The 17,099-nt window shown below is 71.2% G+C and carries 12 protein-coding genes; 8 read left to right on the forward strand and 4 right to left on the reverse strand.

Going from position 1 to position 17,099, the window contains the following annotated elements; all coding sequences use genetic code 11:
* Positions 1-47 precede the first annotated feature (47 nt).
* From AB0I10_RS13405 to AB0I10_RS13435, 7 genes are all read left to right on the forward strand, one after another.
* A complete protein-coding gene (locus AB0I10_RS13405) occupies positions 48-1,259 on the forward strand; it encodes a pyridoxal phosphate-dependent aminotransferase (RefSeq protein WP_363152560.1) in 1,212 nt (403 codons plus the stop codon).
* A gap of 279 nt (positions 1,260-1,538) precedes the next feature.
* Positions 1,539-2,936 (forward strand): ergothioneine biosynthesis glutamate--cysteine ligase EgtA, encoded by a 1,398-nt coding sequence (egtA, locus tag AB0I10_RS13410; protein ID WP_363152561.1) that lies wholly within the window; start codon positions 1,539-1,541, stop codon positions 2,934-2,936.
* The gene (egtB, locus tag AB0I10_RS13415; RefSeq protein WP_363152562.1) at positions 2,933-4,252 is read left to right on the forward strand and encodes an ergothioneine biosynthesis protein EgtB; all 1,320 of its coding nucleotides are present in this window, start codon (positions 2,933-2,935) and stop codon (positions 4,250-4,252) included. The genes egtA and egtB overlap by 4 nt, the downstream gene beginning before the upstream one ends.
* Before the next feature lie 67 nt (positions 4,253-4,319).
* The gene (gene egtC / locus AB0I10_RS13420; protein ID WP_363152563.1) at positions 4,320-5,075 is read left to right on the forward strand and encodes an ergothioneine biosynthesis protein EgtC; all 756 of its coding nucleotides are present in this window, start codon (positions 4,320-4,322) and stop codon (positions 5,073-5,075) included.
* Positions 5,072-6,034 (forward strand): L-histidine N(alpha)-methyltransferase, encoded by a 963-nt coding sequence (gene egtD / locus AB0I10_RS13425; RefSeq protein ID WP_363152564.1) that lies wholly within the window; start codon positions 5,072-5,074, stop codon positions 6,032-6,034. Before egtC ends, egtD begins: the two co-directional genes overlap by 4 nt.
* Positions 6,035-6,173: 139 nt before the next feature.
* Positions 6,174-7,091 (forward strand): phosphatidylinositol-specific phospholipase C, encoded by a 918-nt coding sequence (locus AB0I10_RS13430; protein WP_363152565.1) that lies wholly within the window; start codon positions 6,174-6,176, stop codon positions 7,089-7,091.
* 221 nt (positions 7,092-7,312) lie between these two features.
* On the forward strand, positions 7,313-8,410 hold the full coding sequence (locus AB0I10_RS13435; RefSeq protein WP_363152566.1) for a serine protease: 1,098 nt from the start codon (positions 7,313-7,315) through the stop codon (positions 8,408-8,410).
* A 23-nt stretch (positions 8,411-8,433) separates the two neighbouring features.
* On the opposite strand, the gene AB0I10_RS13440 is transcribed toward AB0I10_RS13435, so the two are convergent.
* Positions 8,434-9,468 (reverse strand): phosphatidylinositol-specific phospholipase C domain-containing protein, encoded by a 1,035-nt coding sequence (locus tag AB0I10_RS13440; RefSeq protein ID WP_363152568.1) that lies wholly within the window; start codon positions 9,466-9,468, stop codon positions 8,434-8,436.
* A 168-nt stretch (positions 9,469-9,636) separates the two neighbouring features.
* Here AB0I10_RS13440 and AB0I10_RS13445 point away from each other — a divergent pair, with 168 nt between their 5' ends.
* Entirely contained in the window at positions 9,637-10,164 is a 528-nt protein-coding gene (locus AB0I10_RS13445) for a DUF2165 domain-containing protein (protein WP_363152569.1), read from the forward strand.
* 62 nt (positions 10,165-10,226) lie between these two features.
* On the opposite strand, the gene AB0I10_RS13450 is transcribed toward AB0I10_RS13445, so the two are convergent.
* From AB0I10_RS13450 to AB0I10_RS13460, 3 genes are all read right to left on the reverse strand, one after another.
* Positions 10,227-12,116 carry a trypsin-like peptidase domain-containing protein gene (locus AB0I10_RS13450; protein ID WP_363152570.1) on the reverse strand — a complete coding sequence of 630 codons (1,890 nt, stop codon included), beginning with the start codon at positions 12,114-12,116 and terminating at the stop codon, positions 10,227-10,229.
* A 461-nt stretch (positions 12,117-12,577) separates the two neighbouring features.
* Positions 12,578-13,762 (reverse strand): FAD-dependent monooxygenase, encoded by a 1,185-nt coding sequence (locus AB0I10_RS13455; RefSeq protein WP_363152571.1) that lies wholly within the window; start codon positions 13,760-13,762, stop codon positions 12,578-12,580.
* A 143-nt stretch (positions 13,763-13,905) separates the two neighbouring features.
* A complete protein-coding gene (locus AB0I10_RS13460; protein WP_363152572.1) occupies positions 13,906-17,082 on the reverse strand; it encodes a cytochrome P450 in 3,177 nt (1,058 codons plus the stop codon).
* Positions 17,083-17,099: the final 17 nt, after the last annotated feature.

The raw sequence follows: 17,099 nt of genomic DNA on the forward strand, positions 1-17,099 counted from the left end.
GAATGCTGCCGCGCCGCGCGGTGGGCGAGAGACCGGGAGGCCGCCGCATGCAGTTCAAGCAGTCGAGCAAGATGGCCGACGTCTGCTACGAGATCCGCGGGCCGGTGATCGAGCACGCGGACGCACTGGAGGAGGCGGGCCACAGCGTGCTGCGGCTGAACACCGGCAATCCGGCGCTGTTCGGCTTCGAGGCCCCCGAAGAGATCCTGCAGGACGTGATCCGCAATCTGTCCCGCGCCCATGGCTACACGGAGTCCCGCGGCATCCTCTCCGCCCGTCGCGCGGTGGCCCAGCACTACCAGGAGAACGGACTGCCGGATGTCGACGTCGACGACATCTATCTCGGAAACGGCGTCTCCGAGCTGGTCTCGATGGCGGTGCAGGCGCTGCTCGACGACGGCGACGAGGTCCTGATCCCCGCCCCGGACTTCCCTCTCTGGACGGCGGTCACCACGCTCGCCGGCGGCAAGGCCGTGCACTATCTCTGCGACGAGTCCGCGGACTGGCTGCCCGACCTCGACGACCTCGCCGCGAAGATCACCGACCGGACCCGGGCGATGGTCATCATCAACCCGAACAATCCGACCGGCGCGGTCTATCCGCGCGAGCTGCTGGAGGGCATGCTCGATCTGGCCCGGCGTCACCAGCTGATGGTCTTCGCCGACGAGATCTACGACCGGATCCTGTACGACGACGAGGTCCACCACCACGCCGCGGTACTCGCCCCGGACCTGGTGTGCCTGACGTTCAGCGGCCTGTCCAAGTCCTACCGCGTCGCCGGATTCCGCTCCGGCTGGCTCGTCGTCTCCGGCCCCAAGGAGCACGCCGCCGACTATCTGGAAGGCCTGGGCACCCTCGCCTCCATGCGGCTGTGCCCGAACGCGCCCGCGCAGTACGCGATCCAGGCGGCGCTCGGCGGCCGGCAGAGCATCAAGGACCTGGTACTGCCGGGCGGCCGACTGCGCGAACAACGCGACCGGGCATGGCAGCGACTGAACGAGATCCCGGGCGTCTCCTGCGTCAAGCCCAAGGGCGCGCTGTACGCGTTCCCCCGCCTGGACCCTGCCGTGCACAAGATCCACGACGACGAGAAGTTCGTTCTCGACCTGCTGTTGCGGGAGAAGATCCAGGTCGTCCAGGGCACCGGCTTCAACTGGCCGCGCCCGGACCACTTCCGCATCCTCACCCTCCCGCACGCCGACGATCTCGACGCGGCGATCAGCCGGATCGGCCGGTTCCTGGCGGGCTACCGGCAGTGACGCGGACCGGGGCCACCCGAACGGCCGTACGACTCACCTGTGGTGCCTTCGTCGTCCGCCGGGCCGGTCCCGGGACGGGGCGGCGGGCGGGAAGGCCGCCCTGCCGCCGGACGGGCGTCGGGGCCCCCGTCCGGCTGTCCCCCTCTGCGGCCCACCCGCTCGCCCGGCCACGGCCCGCCCGTGCCCGCCCACCCTGCTGACGCCCCCTTGAGCGCGCCGCCCACAGCCGCTTAGGTGGAGGCTGGCAATCCTGTCGCCGCCCAGAGGGAGTGGGAAGCAATGCCCGCACGGCCTGCGATGACGGAAGCAGAACTGGAAGCTCACCTGCGTGGAATCTGCTTCAAGACCGGTCCGCCACGCCGTATCGGCGTGGAGATCGAATGGCTGGTCCATGACGCGCGCAACCCCCGATGTCCGGTCGAACCGAACCGGCTGCACTCCGCGGCCACCGCACTGCGCGCGCTCCCCCTCCATTCGCTCCTGACCTTCGAACCCGGCGGCCAGCTGGAGCTCAGCTCGCTCCCCGCCACCTCCCTCAGCGCCTGTATCGAGTCCGTCGCGGCCGATCTCGCACTGGTCCGCCCCGCGATGCTCGACATGGGGCTGGGCATGGCCGGTCACGGCCACAACCCCTGGCACGCTCCGAACCGCGTGCTGACCCATCCCCGCTACAACGCCATGGAGGCGTACTTCGACCGCTGGGGCGCGGCCGGGCGGTCCATGATGTGCGGGACCGCTTCCGTGCAGGTGTGTGTGGACGCCGGGTACGAGGAGCCGGGGCCGCTCGGGCTCGGGCGCCGCTGGCTGCTGGCCCATCTGCTGGGCGCGGTGCTGGCCGCGGCCTTCGCCAACTCGCCGACCAGCGAGGGCTGCCCGACCGGCTATCGCACCACCCGCCAGGTCGTCTGGTCGCAGCTCGATCCGGAGCGTACGCTCGCCCCGCCCCTGGATCCGGACCCGCGCGGCGCCTGGGCCCGCTATGTGCTGGACGCCCCGGTGATGTGCATCCGTTCCGAGGACGGGCCCTGGGATGCCCCGGAGGGCCTCACCTTCCGCGAGTGGGTCCGTACGGGCGGGCCCAGACCGCCCGCCATGGAGGATCTCGACTACCACGTCACCACGCTCTTCCCGCCCGTACGCCCGCGCGGCCATCTGGAACTGCGCATGATCGACGCGCAGGCGGGCGACGCCGGCTGGATCGTTCCGTTGGCCGTCACGGCCGCGCTCTTCGACGACCCGGAGGCCGCGGAGCACGCCTACCGCATCGTCAAACCCCTTGCGGATACGGCGGGTTCGCGTCCCGCACCGCGCAATCCGCTGTGGCGGCATGCCGCGCGCGGGGCGCTGACCGACCCGGAGCTGCACGCCGCGGCGGTGGCCTGCTTCGCCGTCGCGCAGGAGGCTCTGCCCCGGCTCGGCGCCTCCCCGGACGTGCTTGCGGCCGTCGCGGACTTCACCGAGCGCTATGTGGCGCGCGGACGCTGCCCCGCGGACGATCACCTCGACGCCCTGTACGCGGCGGACACGGCGCAGCCGTCCCAGCCCACGGAGGTGTCCCCGGACATCACCGACCCCACACGTTTCGAGTCCACACCTTTCGAGCCCACAGGGTTCGGCCCCCCACATTTCGCGGAGCACCCCGTCAGCGAGCTCACCTTCCGGAAGGACAGCCAGTGACCATGGATCCCGAGTCGCTCCGGGAGCGCGCGGCCGCGGCGCTGCTCACCGCCCGCGACCGAACCCGCCTGCTGACCACCTGCGTCGAGGATCCCGATCTCATCGCGCAGCACTCCCCGCTCATGTCACCGCTGGTGTGGGACCTGGCGCACATCGGCAACCAGGAGGAGCAGTGGCTGCTGCGCACCGTCGGCGGCCGCGACGCGCTGCGTCCGGACATCGACTCCGTCTACGACGCCTTCGAGCACCCGCGCGCCGAACGTCCCTCGCTGCCGCTGCTGGCGCCCGCGGAGGCGCACGGCTATGTCGCCGACGTCCGCGGCCGGGTGCTGGACATCCTGGAGCGCACCCCGCTGCACGGCGGCCCGCTGCTCGACTCCGGCTTCGCGTTCGGCATGATCGCGCAGCATGAGCAGCAGCACGACGAGACCATGCTCATCACGCACCAGCTCCGTGTCGGGCCCGTCGTACTCACCGCGCCGGAGCCTCCAGCGGTTGATGACGGCATCCTCCCTGCCGAAGCCCTCATCCCCGGCGGCCCGTTCACCATGGGCACCTCGACCGAACCGTGGGCGCTGGACAACGAGCGGCCGGCACACCGGCGCCTGGTGCACTCCTTCCTGATCGACACCACACCGGTCAGCAACGGCGCGTATCAGCGGTTCATCGAGGACGGCGGGTACGACGATCCGCGCTGGTGGGCGGAGGACGGCTGGGCGCATGTGCGGGAACACGGGCTGCGCGCGCCGCTGTTCTGGCGGCGCGAGGGCCATCAGTGGCTGCGCCGCAGGTTCGGGGTGACCGAGCCCGTGACGCCGGACGAGCCGGTGCTGCATGTCAGCTGGTACGAGGCGGACGCATACGCGCGCTGGGCGGGCCGGCGGCTGCCGACCGAAGCCGAGTGGGAGAAGGCGGCCCGGCACGATCCGGTCGGCGGGCGGGCGATGCGCTACCCGTGGGGCGACGAGGACCCGACGCCGGCCCATGCCAACCTCGGCCAGCGGCATCTGCGCCCCGCCGCCATCGGCAGCTACCCGGACGGCCAATCCCCGCTCGGAGTACGGCAGTTGATAGGCGATGTATGGGAGTGGACGGCCAGCGACTTCCTTCCCTATCCGGGCTTTGTCGCGTTCCCCTACCGGGAGTACTCGGAGGTGTTCTTCGGCAGCTCGTACAAGGTGCTGCGCGGCGGATCCTTCGCCGTCGACCCGGTCGCCTGCCGGGGCACCTTCCGCAACTGGGATCTGCCGGTCCGGCGGCAGATCTTCTCCGGGTTCCGCACCGCCCGGGACGCCGACCCGGCGGCGGGCGCATGAGCGAGCGGATCATTGAAGGTTTCGGCATGGGTCCGGCAAACCGCTCACCCCGGGAGACCGCAGACTGATGTGCCGTCATATCGCCTACCTGGGACCGGAGATACCCTTCGGCCAGGTGGTGCTGAGCCCGCCGGACGGTCTCTACCGCCAGTCCTGGGCACCACGCCGCCAGCTGCACGGCACGGTCAACGCGGACGGCTTCGGCGTCGGCTGGTACGCGCCGGGCGACCCGGTGCCCGCCCGCTACCGCAGGGCCGGGCCGATCTGGGCCGACGAGCAGTTGCCCGACCTGGCGCGGGTGGTGCGCACCGGCGCACTGCTCGCCGCCGTACGCGATGCCACCGAGGCGGGCGCGGACGCCGAGGCGGCGGCCGCGCCGTTCGCCGCCGGCCGCCATCTGTTCAGCCACAACGGCGCGGTGGCCGGCTGGCCGGACTCACTGGCCCCACTGGCCGCCGCTCTCCCTCCGCTGGAGCTGCTGCGACTCCAGGCCCGCTGCGATGCGGCGTTCCTGTGGGCGCTGGTCCAGCACCGGCTGGCGCTCGGCGACGCCCCGGGCGAGGCGCTGGCCGGCACCGTCAGGGCGGTCGCCGCCGCCGCCCCCGGCTCCCGGCTCAACCTGCTGCTCACCGACGGCACCACCATCGCCGCCACCGCCTGGGGCGACACGCTGTGCCACCTGGCCATTCCCGGAGGCGGCAGGGTCGTTGCCTCCGAGCCGTACGACGATTCCCCCCACTGGACCGACGTCCCCGACGGCACCCTGCTCGTCGCCACCCGTGAGGACGTCCACCTCACCCCGCTCAAGGAGCCCGCTACGTGAGCCCCCTCAGCATCACCCGCACCCTCCCCGCCGACGCCACCGCGGCCGCTCTGCGCGCCGACGTCACACAGGGCCTGACCCGTACGCCCAAACAGCTGCCGCCCAAGTGGTTCTACGACGCCCGCGGCAGCGAGCTGTTCGAGGAGATCACCAAGCTGCCCGAGTACTACCCCACCCGAGCGGAGCGGGAGATCCTGCTCACCCGCTCCGCGCATATCGCGGCGGCCACCGGCGCCCGCACCCTCATCGAGCTGGGCTCCGGCTCGTCCGACAAGACGCGCCATCTCATCGGAGCACTCACCGAGCTGCACACCTATCTGCCCATCGACGTCAGCGACTCCGCGCTGGCAGCGGCGGGCGAGGCGCTGCTCACCGAGCATCCCGGCCTCACCGTGCACGCGCTGGTCGCCGACTTCCAAAAGGGCATCCAGCTCCCCGACACGCCCGGCCCGCGGCTGCTCGCGTTCCTCGGCGGCACCATCGGCAACCTGCTCCCCGAGGAGCGGGCGGCCTTCCTGCGCTCCGTCCACGCCATGCTCTCCCCGGGAGACGCCCTCCTGCTCGGCACCGACCTGGTCAAGGGCGAGGCCACGCTCGTCGCCGCCTACGACGACGGGCAAGGCGTGACCGCCGCCTTCAACAAGAACGTCCTCCAGGTCATCAACCGCGAACTGGGCGGCGACTTCGACCCGGCGGACTTCGACCATGTCGCCCTGTGGAACGCCGACCACGAGTGGATCGAAATGCGGCTGCGGGCCCGCACGGACCTGACGGTCAAGATCCCCGCGGTGGACCTGGCGGTGTCCTTCGCCGAAGGCGAGGAGGTACGGACCGAGATCTCCGCCAAGTTCCGCGAGGGCGGCGTACGTTCCGAACTCGCGGCGGCCGGGCTGAAGTTGAGCGAGTGGTGGACGGACAGCGCGGGACGGTTCGCGCTGTCGCTGTCGGTCCGCGTCTGACGCGGCCCGTTCCCGGCCGGCACGCCCCGATGGCGTGCCGGCCGGGTGCCATGTCCATGGCCGATGTGGTTCGATGCCCCGATCGCATGTTCGTACGGTGCGGCCGTACGGCACACACTCAAGGGGCAGGGGTAGCGGTATGGGGCTGGGGCTGGATCGGCGGGGATTCCTCAGGGGCGCGGCCGGGCTCTCGGCCGCCGGGGTGCTGACGGGTGTCGGGAGCGACCACTTCACCGCCGACGCGGCAGAGCACCGGGGCTCGGCACCGTCCGCCCTCGCCCCGCAGAAGTGGATGTCGGCGCTCGGCGACGGCACACCCGTCCAGCGGCTGACGATCCCGGGCACCCATGACTCGGGCGCCCGCCTCGGCGGCCCCTGGGTCGCTTGCCAGAACACCGCCATCGACGCCCAACTGGACGCCGGAATCCGCTTCTTGGACATTCGCTGCCGGGCCGTCGACGACGTCTTCGCCATCCACCACGGCGCCTTCTACCAGGAGCTGATGTTCGGCGACGTACTCGACGCCTGCCGGGCCTTCCTCCGCGCGCACCCCTCCGAGACCGTGCTGATGCGGGTCAAGCAGGAGCACTCGGAGGTCGCCGCCGAGGAGTTCCGCCGGATCTTCGACATCTATCTCGACGACAAGGGCTACCGGCCGCTGTTCCGGCTCGACGGCGACCTGCCGTCGCTGGGCCAGGCCCGGGGCAGGGTCGTCCTGCTGGCGGACTCGGACGGCATGCCGGGTGTGCGGTACGCCGATCCGCAGCTGTTCGACATCCAGGACGACTATATGGCGGAGCCGTTCGCGAAGTACCCGAAGATCGAGGCACAGTTCCGCAAGGCCGTCGGCGAGCCCGGCAAACTGTTCGTCAACTACGTCAGCACCGCCGCCCTGCTGCCGCCCCGGTCGAACGCCGACCGCCTGAACCCGCAGGTCAAGAGCCTGCTGGAGGGGTCGGAGGGCAGCGGCTGGACGGGCCTGGGCATCGTGCCGATGGACTTCCCCAATGAGTTCGGCCTGGCGGACACTCTGATCGCGCACAACTCGGGGGCATAGGGGGACCCGGGCGGCGCAGGGCGGCGGGGCAGGCCCCGGGCGGCGTCACCCCATCCCCCGGGCCACGGACAGGGGTCGGTTTCGGTGACTCGGGCGATGATCCGCCGTGGCACCGAACCTCGGCGGGCGATCGTGCATCAGACTGGGTGAAATGTCTGGTTCCGGCGCCGCCCCGACCGTCCGACGGGGTGGCGCCGGCTGATGCGGCGAGGCGACAGCTGGTGGAGACGAGCGAGCACGATCCCGTGCCGGCAGAGGACGCGGGCGGCGCGGGCGAGGCAGCCGGGGCGAGGGCGGACCGGGCGCCGGAAGAACCACCGTGCCGGGACGGAACGGCCTGCACGGGACGCGGCCGGGCCGGCGTTCCGCTGCGGGTGACGCTGACGCTCGCGCTCCTGGCCGTTGCCGTGGGCGGCACGACGCTGGTGCTCCGCTCCGAGCCGGGCGATCCGTATCTGGCGCCCGGGGATGCCGCCGCCGGGTCGTACATCGCGGACCGGGCCGCGGGCGACGCGGCCGCCGCGGCGGTGCTCGCCGGACGGTACGAGGAACGACCGGGCCCCCCGGTGAAGGCGCTCCAACGCGACACGCCCGCCCCGCTTCCGGCATCCCGACCGCTCACCGCCGCCCCGGCGGCCCCCTCTCCCCCCATCGGCGCACTCTTCTCCCCCGAGCCCGACGCCGGGCCCGACGGCGATGACGACAGCGGCCCGACACACCACTGCACCGCGAGCGTGGTGCACTCCCCGGCGGGGGATCTCCTCGCCACCGCCGCGCACTGTGTGCACGACGGCGGCTTCCGCACCCGGCTGGTGTTCGCGCCCGGCCTGCACGACGGGATCGCACCGTACGGACTGTGGGTGCCCACCCGGATCGACGTCGATCCTCGCTGGATCAGCGACCAGGACCCCGACCATGACGTGGCGTTCCTCCGGGTGCGCAGGGCCGGCCGGCCACACCGGGCGGACCGGGTGGACCACCGGATCGAGGCCGTCACCGGTGCCGAACGCATCCGGTTCGACGCCCCGGCCGGGCGCCCGGCGCAGCTGACCGGCTATCCCATCGACCGGGACGCACCGCTCAGCTGCCGGCACACGGCGGACGCGCAAGGACCCACCCAGTTCCGCTTCCCCTGCCCGGGATTCCCGGACGGAACGAGCGGCGGCCCGCTGCTCACCGACCTCGACCCGGCCACCGGCACCGGCTCACTGATCGGCGTGATCGGCGGACTCAACGGAGGCGGCGACGACACCACGTCGTACAGCAGCCGGTTCGACGAGGACGTGGCCGCGGTCTACCGGAGGGCGACGTCGTCGTAGCCGGGGCCCGGCCGCGCGCTCGCTCAGGCCCCTCGCCGCACCACCGTCTGGAGCACGGACGGCAGCGCATACCAGTCGGCCGTCGCGAAACTCGCATGTGCCGCGGCGAGTTGGCGGACGCGGGCCAGCGCCTCCGCTTCCGTCGGACGGGTGCCGTCGATCACCGGCGGGACCTTGTGCGCGTCCGTCATGATCAGGAGGTAGTGGCGGGTGTCGTACCAGGCGGTGTCGATGGTGCCGTTCAGGTACGTGGCGGCGTCGCCGTCGAAGACCACGAACCAGGGGCGCAGCGCCGGGTCGGTGTAGCGCTCGCGGGGGTCGCCCGCGGCCGCGCCGTGTACCGCCGGGAAGGCCGTCGACTGCGCCAGCTTGCCTTGCCCGGCGAGGCCCTTGAGGTGGGTGGCGTACTCCACGTCGGTCCACAGTTTGTCGAACGGGTTGTCCTCCTCGACGGTGCCGGGTATCAGCTCGAACAGGAACTTGCCGGCGAGGTCGGAGCGCGCGGGCCAGGCGCCGGCCCGCGCCGCCTCGTCCGGCGTGGCGTGCCCCGCGGTCAGGTCCCCGGGGCCGTAGACCGCATCGCCCAGCTTCTGCCGTACCAGCGCGTCGAATTCGGCGGGTCCGCGGCCGCCCTTGGCGTTGAAGCCGTCCTTCATCTCGACCTTGACCAGGATGGGGCGGTGGCCGGGGTTGGCGTCGTGCCAGGCCTTCATATCGGCGAGGCAGCCGCCGAAGTCCTGGTTGCGGTCCTTGGTGCGCAGTTCCGACGCGGTCGAGGCACCCGCGCAGTTGTTGTTGTTCCCGAGCGGGTTGCTGTGCGAGACCCGCCAGGACGAGCCGAGTCCGTTGGCCCAGACGTCGAGTTCGACGAGCGCGGTACCGGAGTCCAACGCATCGGCGAAATACGGGTACTTATCCTTCTCATAGGCGTTGTGGACACCCACGGACGTGCTGGTGTCGTATGTCGTGGCGGCCGGTTCGGCACCTGCCGGGCCGGTCACCGCGATAACCGCCGCCGCCGCGACGGCGACCGTCCCCGCGCACCGCGTCTTCTTCATGTGCCCCGCTCCCCTCGTTCTTCGGCCGTTCGGCCACTCGTCCCGTCGGTCATACGGTCGAGTGGGCAGCAGCGTACGGGAGTTGCGGCCGGTGGGAACCAAGGGGCGGGTGGACGGCAAGATAACGGGCGGAACACACGATGACCCGGATCGATCACTGGAGAGTTGATGCAAAGCAAGAATCCGGCTGCGGCGCTGCCGCTCGCGGCGGCCGTGCTCACCGGGACGGTCGCGCTCTATATCGCGCTCGTCGCCTTCGGCAATATCACCGACTTCGATACCAATCGCGAGTTCGTCCGCCATGTCCTGGCCATGGACACCACGTTCAAGGACGAGGACCTGATGTGGCGGGCCATCACCTCGCACTCACTCCAGGACGCCGCGTATCTCGCGATAATCGCCTGGGAGGCGGTGGCCGCGGTGGTGCTGATCGCGGCCACCGCGCTCTGGGCGGTGGCGGTGCGGAGCGGGGCCCGTGTGCCCCGCGCTCGGCGGGTGGCCACCGTGGGGCTGCTGATGGTGCTGTTGCTCTTCGGGGCGGGATTCCTGGCCATAGGCGGCGAGTGGTTCGCGATGTGGCAGTCCGAGGACTGGAACGGGCTGGACGCGGCGACCCGTAACTTCACCGTCGCGGCGATCGTGCTGCTGGTGGTCCAGTCGGCGGGAGGTGCCGGCCGGACCGACCAGACCGGCTGACACCCCCGGTGCCGTCAGCGAGTGGCCTAGAACCTGTCCGATGGGCCACGGTCGGAAGGGCCCTAGGGAACGAGGATGCGTTCGCGGGCCAGGGACTTGACGGTGGTACCGGTGTTCATCGAGAGCTTGCCGCTGGCCGGCCAGAGCGTGACGATGTCGTCCTGGCGGCTGTTGCCGCCGAAGACGCCGGCGGTGGAGAGGGAAGCCGCGCGCCAGGGGGACTTGGCCGGGCAGAGCTGGTGCTCGGCCTTGAGGCCCTTGGCCGCGATGTTCGCGTAGACGCTGACCTCTCCGTCGCCCCAGCGGACGAACAGGTCCTGGTCGCCTGTGGTGGTGTCGAAGTCGCCCGCGGTGATGTCGCGGGCGTACGGCCAGGTCGTGTTGGGCTTGGTGAGCTGCTTCTCGGCGTGCAGGCCCTTGCCGTCGACGTTGGTGTAGAGGGTGACCTCGCCGTCGGACCAGCGCACCACGAGATCGTCGCTGCGGGTGTTGCCGCCGCCGAAGCGGCCGGCTGCCATGACGCTCGCGTGCGTCCACGTGCCGTTGGGGCCCTGGAGCTTGACCGCGTTGCGGAGCTTGTTGGTCTCGTTGACATCCTTGTAGAGGGTCAACGCGCCATCCGACCAGCGGACGAGAAGGTCGTAGGTGTCGTCGCCGGTGAAGTTGCCGGCGGTGATGGCCGCCGCGCGCTTCCAGGTCGGGTTCGCCTTGGTGAGCTGGATGTCCTTGCGGAACCCGTACTCGCCGTCTCCGGGGTAGAGGGAGACCTCACCGTCGGACCAGCGCACGATCAGGTCACCGGTGTTGTTGCGCACCGAGGCGGTGTGGAACCGGCCGGTGGTCATGGCCCTGGCGTTCTTCCAGGTCTCGGCGCTGCCCATGGTGTTGGGCGCGTCCGGCGTCGCATCGCTCACCGCCTGCTCGTAGAGACGGAACACGTCGTCGTCGAACTGCGAGGTGTAGGAGGTGTGGTCGTACAGGCCGCCGGTCTTGTATCCCCCGATGACGCCGACGAGGTTGCCGCGGCCGCCGTCGAAGTTCTCCAGGAACGGGCCGCCGCTGACGCCCGCACGAAAGCCGGCGCACTTGATTTCCATGAACCGGCCCTGGAAGGCGCTGGTGTCGTTCGTGCACTGCAACGGCGTCTTCTGGCCACCCGGGTAGCCGACGACCGTCACGTCCTTGCGCGCGAGCTTCGCGGTCGGGACAGCGGTGAGTTGGTTGCCGCGGCCGGTGGCGTCCTCCAGCAGCTGCCCCTGGGAGTTCGGGCCGACGCGCAGGAAGGCGAAGTCCACGTCGTCGTTGGGGGAAGCCTGGAGGTATCGCTTGTCGATCCAGACCTTGCCCGGCTTCATCGGGAAGATGCCGTACGGCGTCTCGCCCGCCTGGCCCGCCTTCGAGGCCCCCGCGCGGTAACCGGGTACGAAGGCGATGTCGCGGTTGCGCCTGTCCCCCTTGAGGCAGTGCGCCGCCGTGATGACCAGGCTCTTGGTCGGCGAGGTCACGGCACTGGCGCTGCAGAACTGGTTGGGGGTCGCCGCCCCGTCGGCGCCGCGGATCAGGAACACGCCGACCGTGGCGATGCCGGCGTCCGTCGGGTGGGTCGGTTCCTGGAGCGACCGCTTACGTCGCTCGCCCGGAGCGCGCTGCTCACCCGAGTCACCCGAGTTGCCCGAGGCCTCGTCTCCCGCCTGCGGCGCGTCCAGAGGGACGGCGCCACGGATGCGCTCCGGCGTCCAGTACCGCTCCGTCTCCTGGGCCTTACGGATTTCTTCCCGCGTCACTCCCTTCGAAGGCCGAACCGGCTCATCTGACGGCGAGGCGGTGCGGTGACCGGTGGTGGCGCTGTCCGGGCCGGGATTCGGGTGCGGAGCGGCGGTCGCCGGGACGGCAAGGGCAATGGAAGCGCACATGCCGAGGGTGGCGGCGCGCAGCCAGGGTATTCGTCGCATGTAATTTTCCGTGGTGGTGGGGAATTCGGTCGGGTGAGCCGACCGCACTGCATTTCGGCCTGTTCTCAAGGGACATGAGGCAAGGATCGGATCTGCGACCGTGAGCGAGATGTCCAGGGCCGGGCCGTGCGCGGTGCCGAACCGCGGGAGACGGACCGCCGCCGACTGCCGGCGGCCATCGGTCAGCCGACGAGCTCGCTCTGGCCATGAACTCCGTTGGCGTCGAGGCCCATGTTTCTGTCTTTCTTGCAATTGAATTCGTAGCGGGAGATCAGCCGAACGGGCAGCAGCGAACGTATCACCCAACAAAGTCCGCGAGTTAATCAAGCCCGGTTGATAACAAATCAGTTACGCAATTAATGCATCGTGCAACTCTTTGCGAAACGGCCGGTCTGACAAGGCAGAGGGAGGAAGTGCACCCACACGGAACTCCGTGGTTTCACTCGGGAGGGGGCGCCGCTTCACCACTCGATGCGATACCCCGTAAGCCAGTTGTCGGCGCCCGCGCTGCCGCCCTCCGTCCGGTTCTCGGGTGCCGTCCGGCGGCCGGCCGCGCCCGTCGCGGTGAGCCGGGCCATCCCGGCGCTGGCCGCGACGACCGCCTCCACCCGCTCGCGGCGCAGTTCCTCGTACGCGGCGAAGGCGCTGCGCGGGTCCGGCCGGTCGCGCAGGCACTTGGCGAGAACGATGCTGTCCTCGATGGCCATGGACGCGCCCTGCGCGGCGTTGGGCGCGGCCGCGTGGGCGGCGTCGCCGAGGATGATCATGGTGTCGTTGTGCCACGTCGGGGTGGTGGCGATGTCATAGGCGTTGGAGGCGATGATCCGGTCGCCGGTGGCGCGGACGATGGCGGCGGCCGGGGTGTCATCGTCGTCGAAGAGTCCGGCGACCCGGCGGCGCCATTCGGCGGGGGCGATGGCCGCGGGGTCGGTCCGGTCCAGTTCGGTGCCCGGGACGTTGGCGAACCACCAGACCTCGCCGTCGGGGGCGACGGTGCAGCCGAAGAAGGCCCGTTTGCCGAAGATCATGGTGTAGGTGTCCGGCGAGAGCAGGGTCCTGGCGTCGCGGGTGTAGCCGCAGACGGTGTTCTGGCCGGTGTAGCGGGGGCCCGGCGCATCCGGGTCGATGAGGGTGCGGGTGACGGAGTGCAGGCCGTCGGCGCCGATGAGCAGGTCGCCCTCGGCCCGGCTGCCGTCGGCGAAGGCCGCCACCACCTTCCGGCCGTCCGCCGTATCCACGGTCTCGGCGCCGACCAGCCGTTTCCCGTGCCGTACGGATATCCCGCGGCGTATCGCCTCGGTGTGCAGCGCCTGGTAGAGCGTGGCGCGCCGCAGGGTGCGCGGGCCGAGTTCGTCGCCTTGTTCGGTGCCCGCGATGGGCCGCTCCCCCAGTGGTTCGCCGCGGTCGCCGATGAACTCCACGCGCCGCGCGGGGAAGGAGCCGTCGACGACGGGGCCGTGTGCGTCGATCACCCGGAGTGCTTCGAGTCCGTTGGCGAAGACGACGAGGAAGGCGCCGACGTCATCCGCGCCGGTCGGATAGGCCTCGAAGATCTCCGCGTCGATGCCCGCCTTCTGCAGGGCCATTGCGGTCACCGTCCCCGCGATGCCGCCTCCGGTGATCAGCGCCTTCGTCGTACCGGTCATGCCGGAATTCCCCCCAGTCGGACGGCGGCCTCGGTCACGGCCGCCGCGTGGTGCGGCCTTGATGGCCGCACCACCTACCTTGGCCCCGGCGGGCCGCGAGATCCAGACCGCGCGCCGGCCGGGGCCCCGGAGGGGCGGGAGCCTCAGCCCGCCGCGTACACATCCTCGATGTAGCGGCCGGAGGCGGTCAGTTCGCGCAGCCAGGCCTCGGATGCTTGTGCCGAGGCGCCCGTACGCGCCCCGTGCAGGTCACGGAAGGCGGCCCGGACGCCGGGCGCCATCCGGCTGCCGTCGCCGCAGACGTACACCCGCGCGCCGGTCTGCAGCAGCTCCCACACCTCGTCGGCCTCGGCGGCGATGCGGTGCTGGACGAAGCGGTGGCCGTGCTCGGGGCGGGCGCTGAAGACCGGGCGTACGGAGATGGCCCCGGCCGCTTCGGCGGCGGCGAATTCCGCGGCGTGCAGGAAGTCGGCGGCGCGGTCGTCGCAGCCGAAGTAGAGCCGCGCGGGGGCGGTCTGGCCTGCGGCGACGCGGTCGGCGACGGCGCCGCGGAAGGGGGCGAGTCCGGTGCCGGCCGCGACCATGATGACGGGGGTGGCGTCGGCCGGGTCGAGGCGGAAGGCCTCGCGGCATGGCTGGACGCGGGCCAGGACGGTGTCGCCGGGCCGCAGGGTGTGCAGATGCGTCGATCCGGTTCCGCCGGGCAGCAGCGAGACCATCAGATCGGCGTGCCGGGGGTCGGCGGTGGGCGAGGACGACAGGGAGTAGTGCCGGGTGCGCAGCGGCGGCAGCAGTTCCAGGATCGTCGGCCAGGGCAGCGCGCCACGCAGCGCCGGGTTGGCCTCGATCAGGTCGACAAGGGTCCGCGGGTCGTCCTCGGCGACGGCCTCCAGGGCGAGGCGCTCGGGCGGGCAGGGGTTGTGCGCGGCGAGCACAGCGACCTGTTCAGCTGTGGGACGCATGCCCAACTCCAGGTGATGGGTGAGGAGTTGGCGTACGGACAGGGGCCGGTCGACGGGAAGGGCGTCGCGGCCGGGGCGGCGTCCGGAGTGCAGTGCGAGGACGGTGTCGAGGTCGACGCCGAGGGCGCGGGCCGCGCGCTCGACCGTGGCCGGGGCGTTGGCCGGCAGCACTGCCAGATGATCGGCGGTGCGGTAGGTGACGCCCTCGGGCAGCGCGAGCCGCAGGAAACGCTTGGGCCGCGGCCAGTCCTGTGCCGTGAGGTCATACGCCTCGGTGATGGTCATCGGGACGAGGTCGTGCCGGGCGGCCAGCGCGTCCAGCGGCCCGCCGGTGACCTCTGTAACGGTGTAACCGGTGTCCTCCGCGGCCGGTGCGCTCGCGCCGACGCTGGCCGGATCGCCGTACCGCGTCAGCAGCCGGGTACGCAGTGCGGCGGTGAACTCCCTTACCGTGCCGCCGAGATCGCCGGAGGCGTCGGCCTCGGCGCGCGGCAGCAGCCGCTGTCCGCCCAGCGCGTCGAGCCGGTCGTCGATGAGCATCGGCACATGCTGGTAGGTCGCGGCCCAGTTGCGGTCGCCGACGCCCAGGACGGCGTAGGGCACGTCCGCGGCGGCGCCGTCGGCCGCGGTGTTGAGCCACCGGACGAAGGCGGCCGCGTCATCGGTGGGCTGCCCGTTGTAGGAGGCGGCGACGATGACGACGGGCCGGTCGGCGGGCAACCCGCCGGCGTGTGCGTCCAGAGGTGCCACATCGGTGGCGAAGCCCAGGCCGGTGGCCTCGTCTGCGATCCGCTCGGCGAACTCTCGGCAGGTGCCGTAGTTGGTGCCGTGCAGCAGGAGCAGACCGGTGCCCTGCGGGACGCGGGTCGGCAGGGCGTCATCGGCCGCCGTGTCGTCGGTGGCGGTCGCGCTGCCGGGGAGTACGGCGAGCGCGGCGCGGGTCGCGGCCCGGTCCTCGGGCGTACGCGCGGCCAGGGTGAACGTGAACCCGTCGGGCTTGAGGGTGAGCGTCTCCTTGATGCGCAGCCGGTAGTCGCTGTGGTCGATCAGCCGGTAGCGGTGCACCAGGAGGGCGAGCAGCATGGTCGCCTCGTGCAGCGCGAACTGCCGCCCGATGCAGGCGCGTTCACCCGTTCCGAACGGCTTGTACGCGTGCGGCGACCGGGCCGCCTCGGCGTCGGGGCTGAAGCGGGACGGGTCGAACATCTCGGGGTTGTCGCCCCAGGACGGGTCGCGGTGCAGCATCGGCGTGAGCACCGTGATCTGATCCCCCGCCCGCACCGGGTAGCGGCCGCCGAGCAGGGTGTCCTCGCGGGCCTGGCGGGTGAAGGCAGCGGCCGTCGGCCACAGCCGGAGCGCCTCGTTGAGGACCTGCCGGGTGAACGGCAGCCGGCCGATGTCCTCGAAGGACGGGTCGGGGTCCGTGTCGTCGCCCCACAGTTCGTCGGCCTCGCGCTGGGCCATCCGCAGCGCGACCGGGTCCTTGAGCAGGTGGTACAGCGCGAAGGAGAGCGCACCCGAGGTGGTCTCGTGGCCGGCGATCAGGAAGGTGATGACCTGGTTGCGGATGTTGGCGAGGTCGAGGGAGGGGCCGTTGCCGGTGCCTGCCCGGTCCGTCGCGCCGAGCATCAGGCCCAGCAGATCGTCGTCACCTGTCTCGCCGCTCGCGGTCCTGGCGGCGATGACCTCGTCGACGACGGACGCGAGATAGTCCGCATCGACACGGAACGCCGCGTCCTCCTCGGAGTGGTCGGTGCCGGACTTACGGGCGAACTTGGTCATGCTCCACTGGAGGCAGCGCACCATGGACTCGACGAACGGGTGCGGGGTGTCACGGGCGAACGACTCGAAGTCGAAGCCGAAACCGGCCAGCCCGATGGTGTCCAGCGTCATCCGGGTCATGTCGTCCGCGACATCCACGGCCGTGCCGTCGGCCACCCGCCGGTCCCAGGCGGCCATGACCCGGCGGGCCACCTTGAGCATCGCAGGGTGGTACGTCCGCATCGAGCCGAGCGCGAAGGCCGGCATCAGGACCTCGTGCGCCTTGGCCCAGTTCGGCTCGTCGTTGTAGGCGGTGAACAGACCGTCACCGGCGAACTCCCGGACGTCCTCCAGAACGACCGACACACCCTTGGCGAAGCGGCTCTCGTCGGCGATTTCGGTGACCAGCTCCAGCGAGGAGACAAACAGCGTCTCCCGGTCGTTGAGCTTTCGCCTGTAGAACGGGCCGTGTATCCGGGCCAGGTCCATGGCGTGCTGGATGGGCGTCTTGGTGAGCCCCGCAGCGGAGATGTCGGCCACCGGTATGGCGTTGTCGGCGGCGCGTTCATCGGTGTGGAGCGCGATGGTGTCGGTCATGTCTCCAGCGTGACCGG

The sequence above is a fragment of the Streptomyces sp. NPDC050636 genome, assembly GCF_040654775.1.
Lineage (GTDB): Bacteria > Actinomycetota > Actinomycetes > Streptomycetales > Streptomycetaceae > Streptomyces.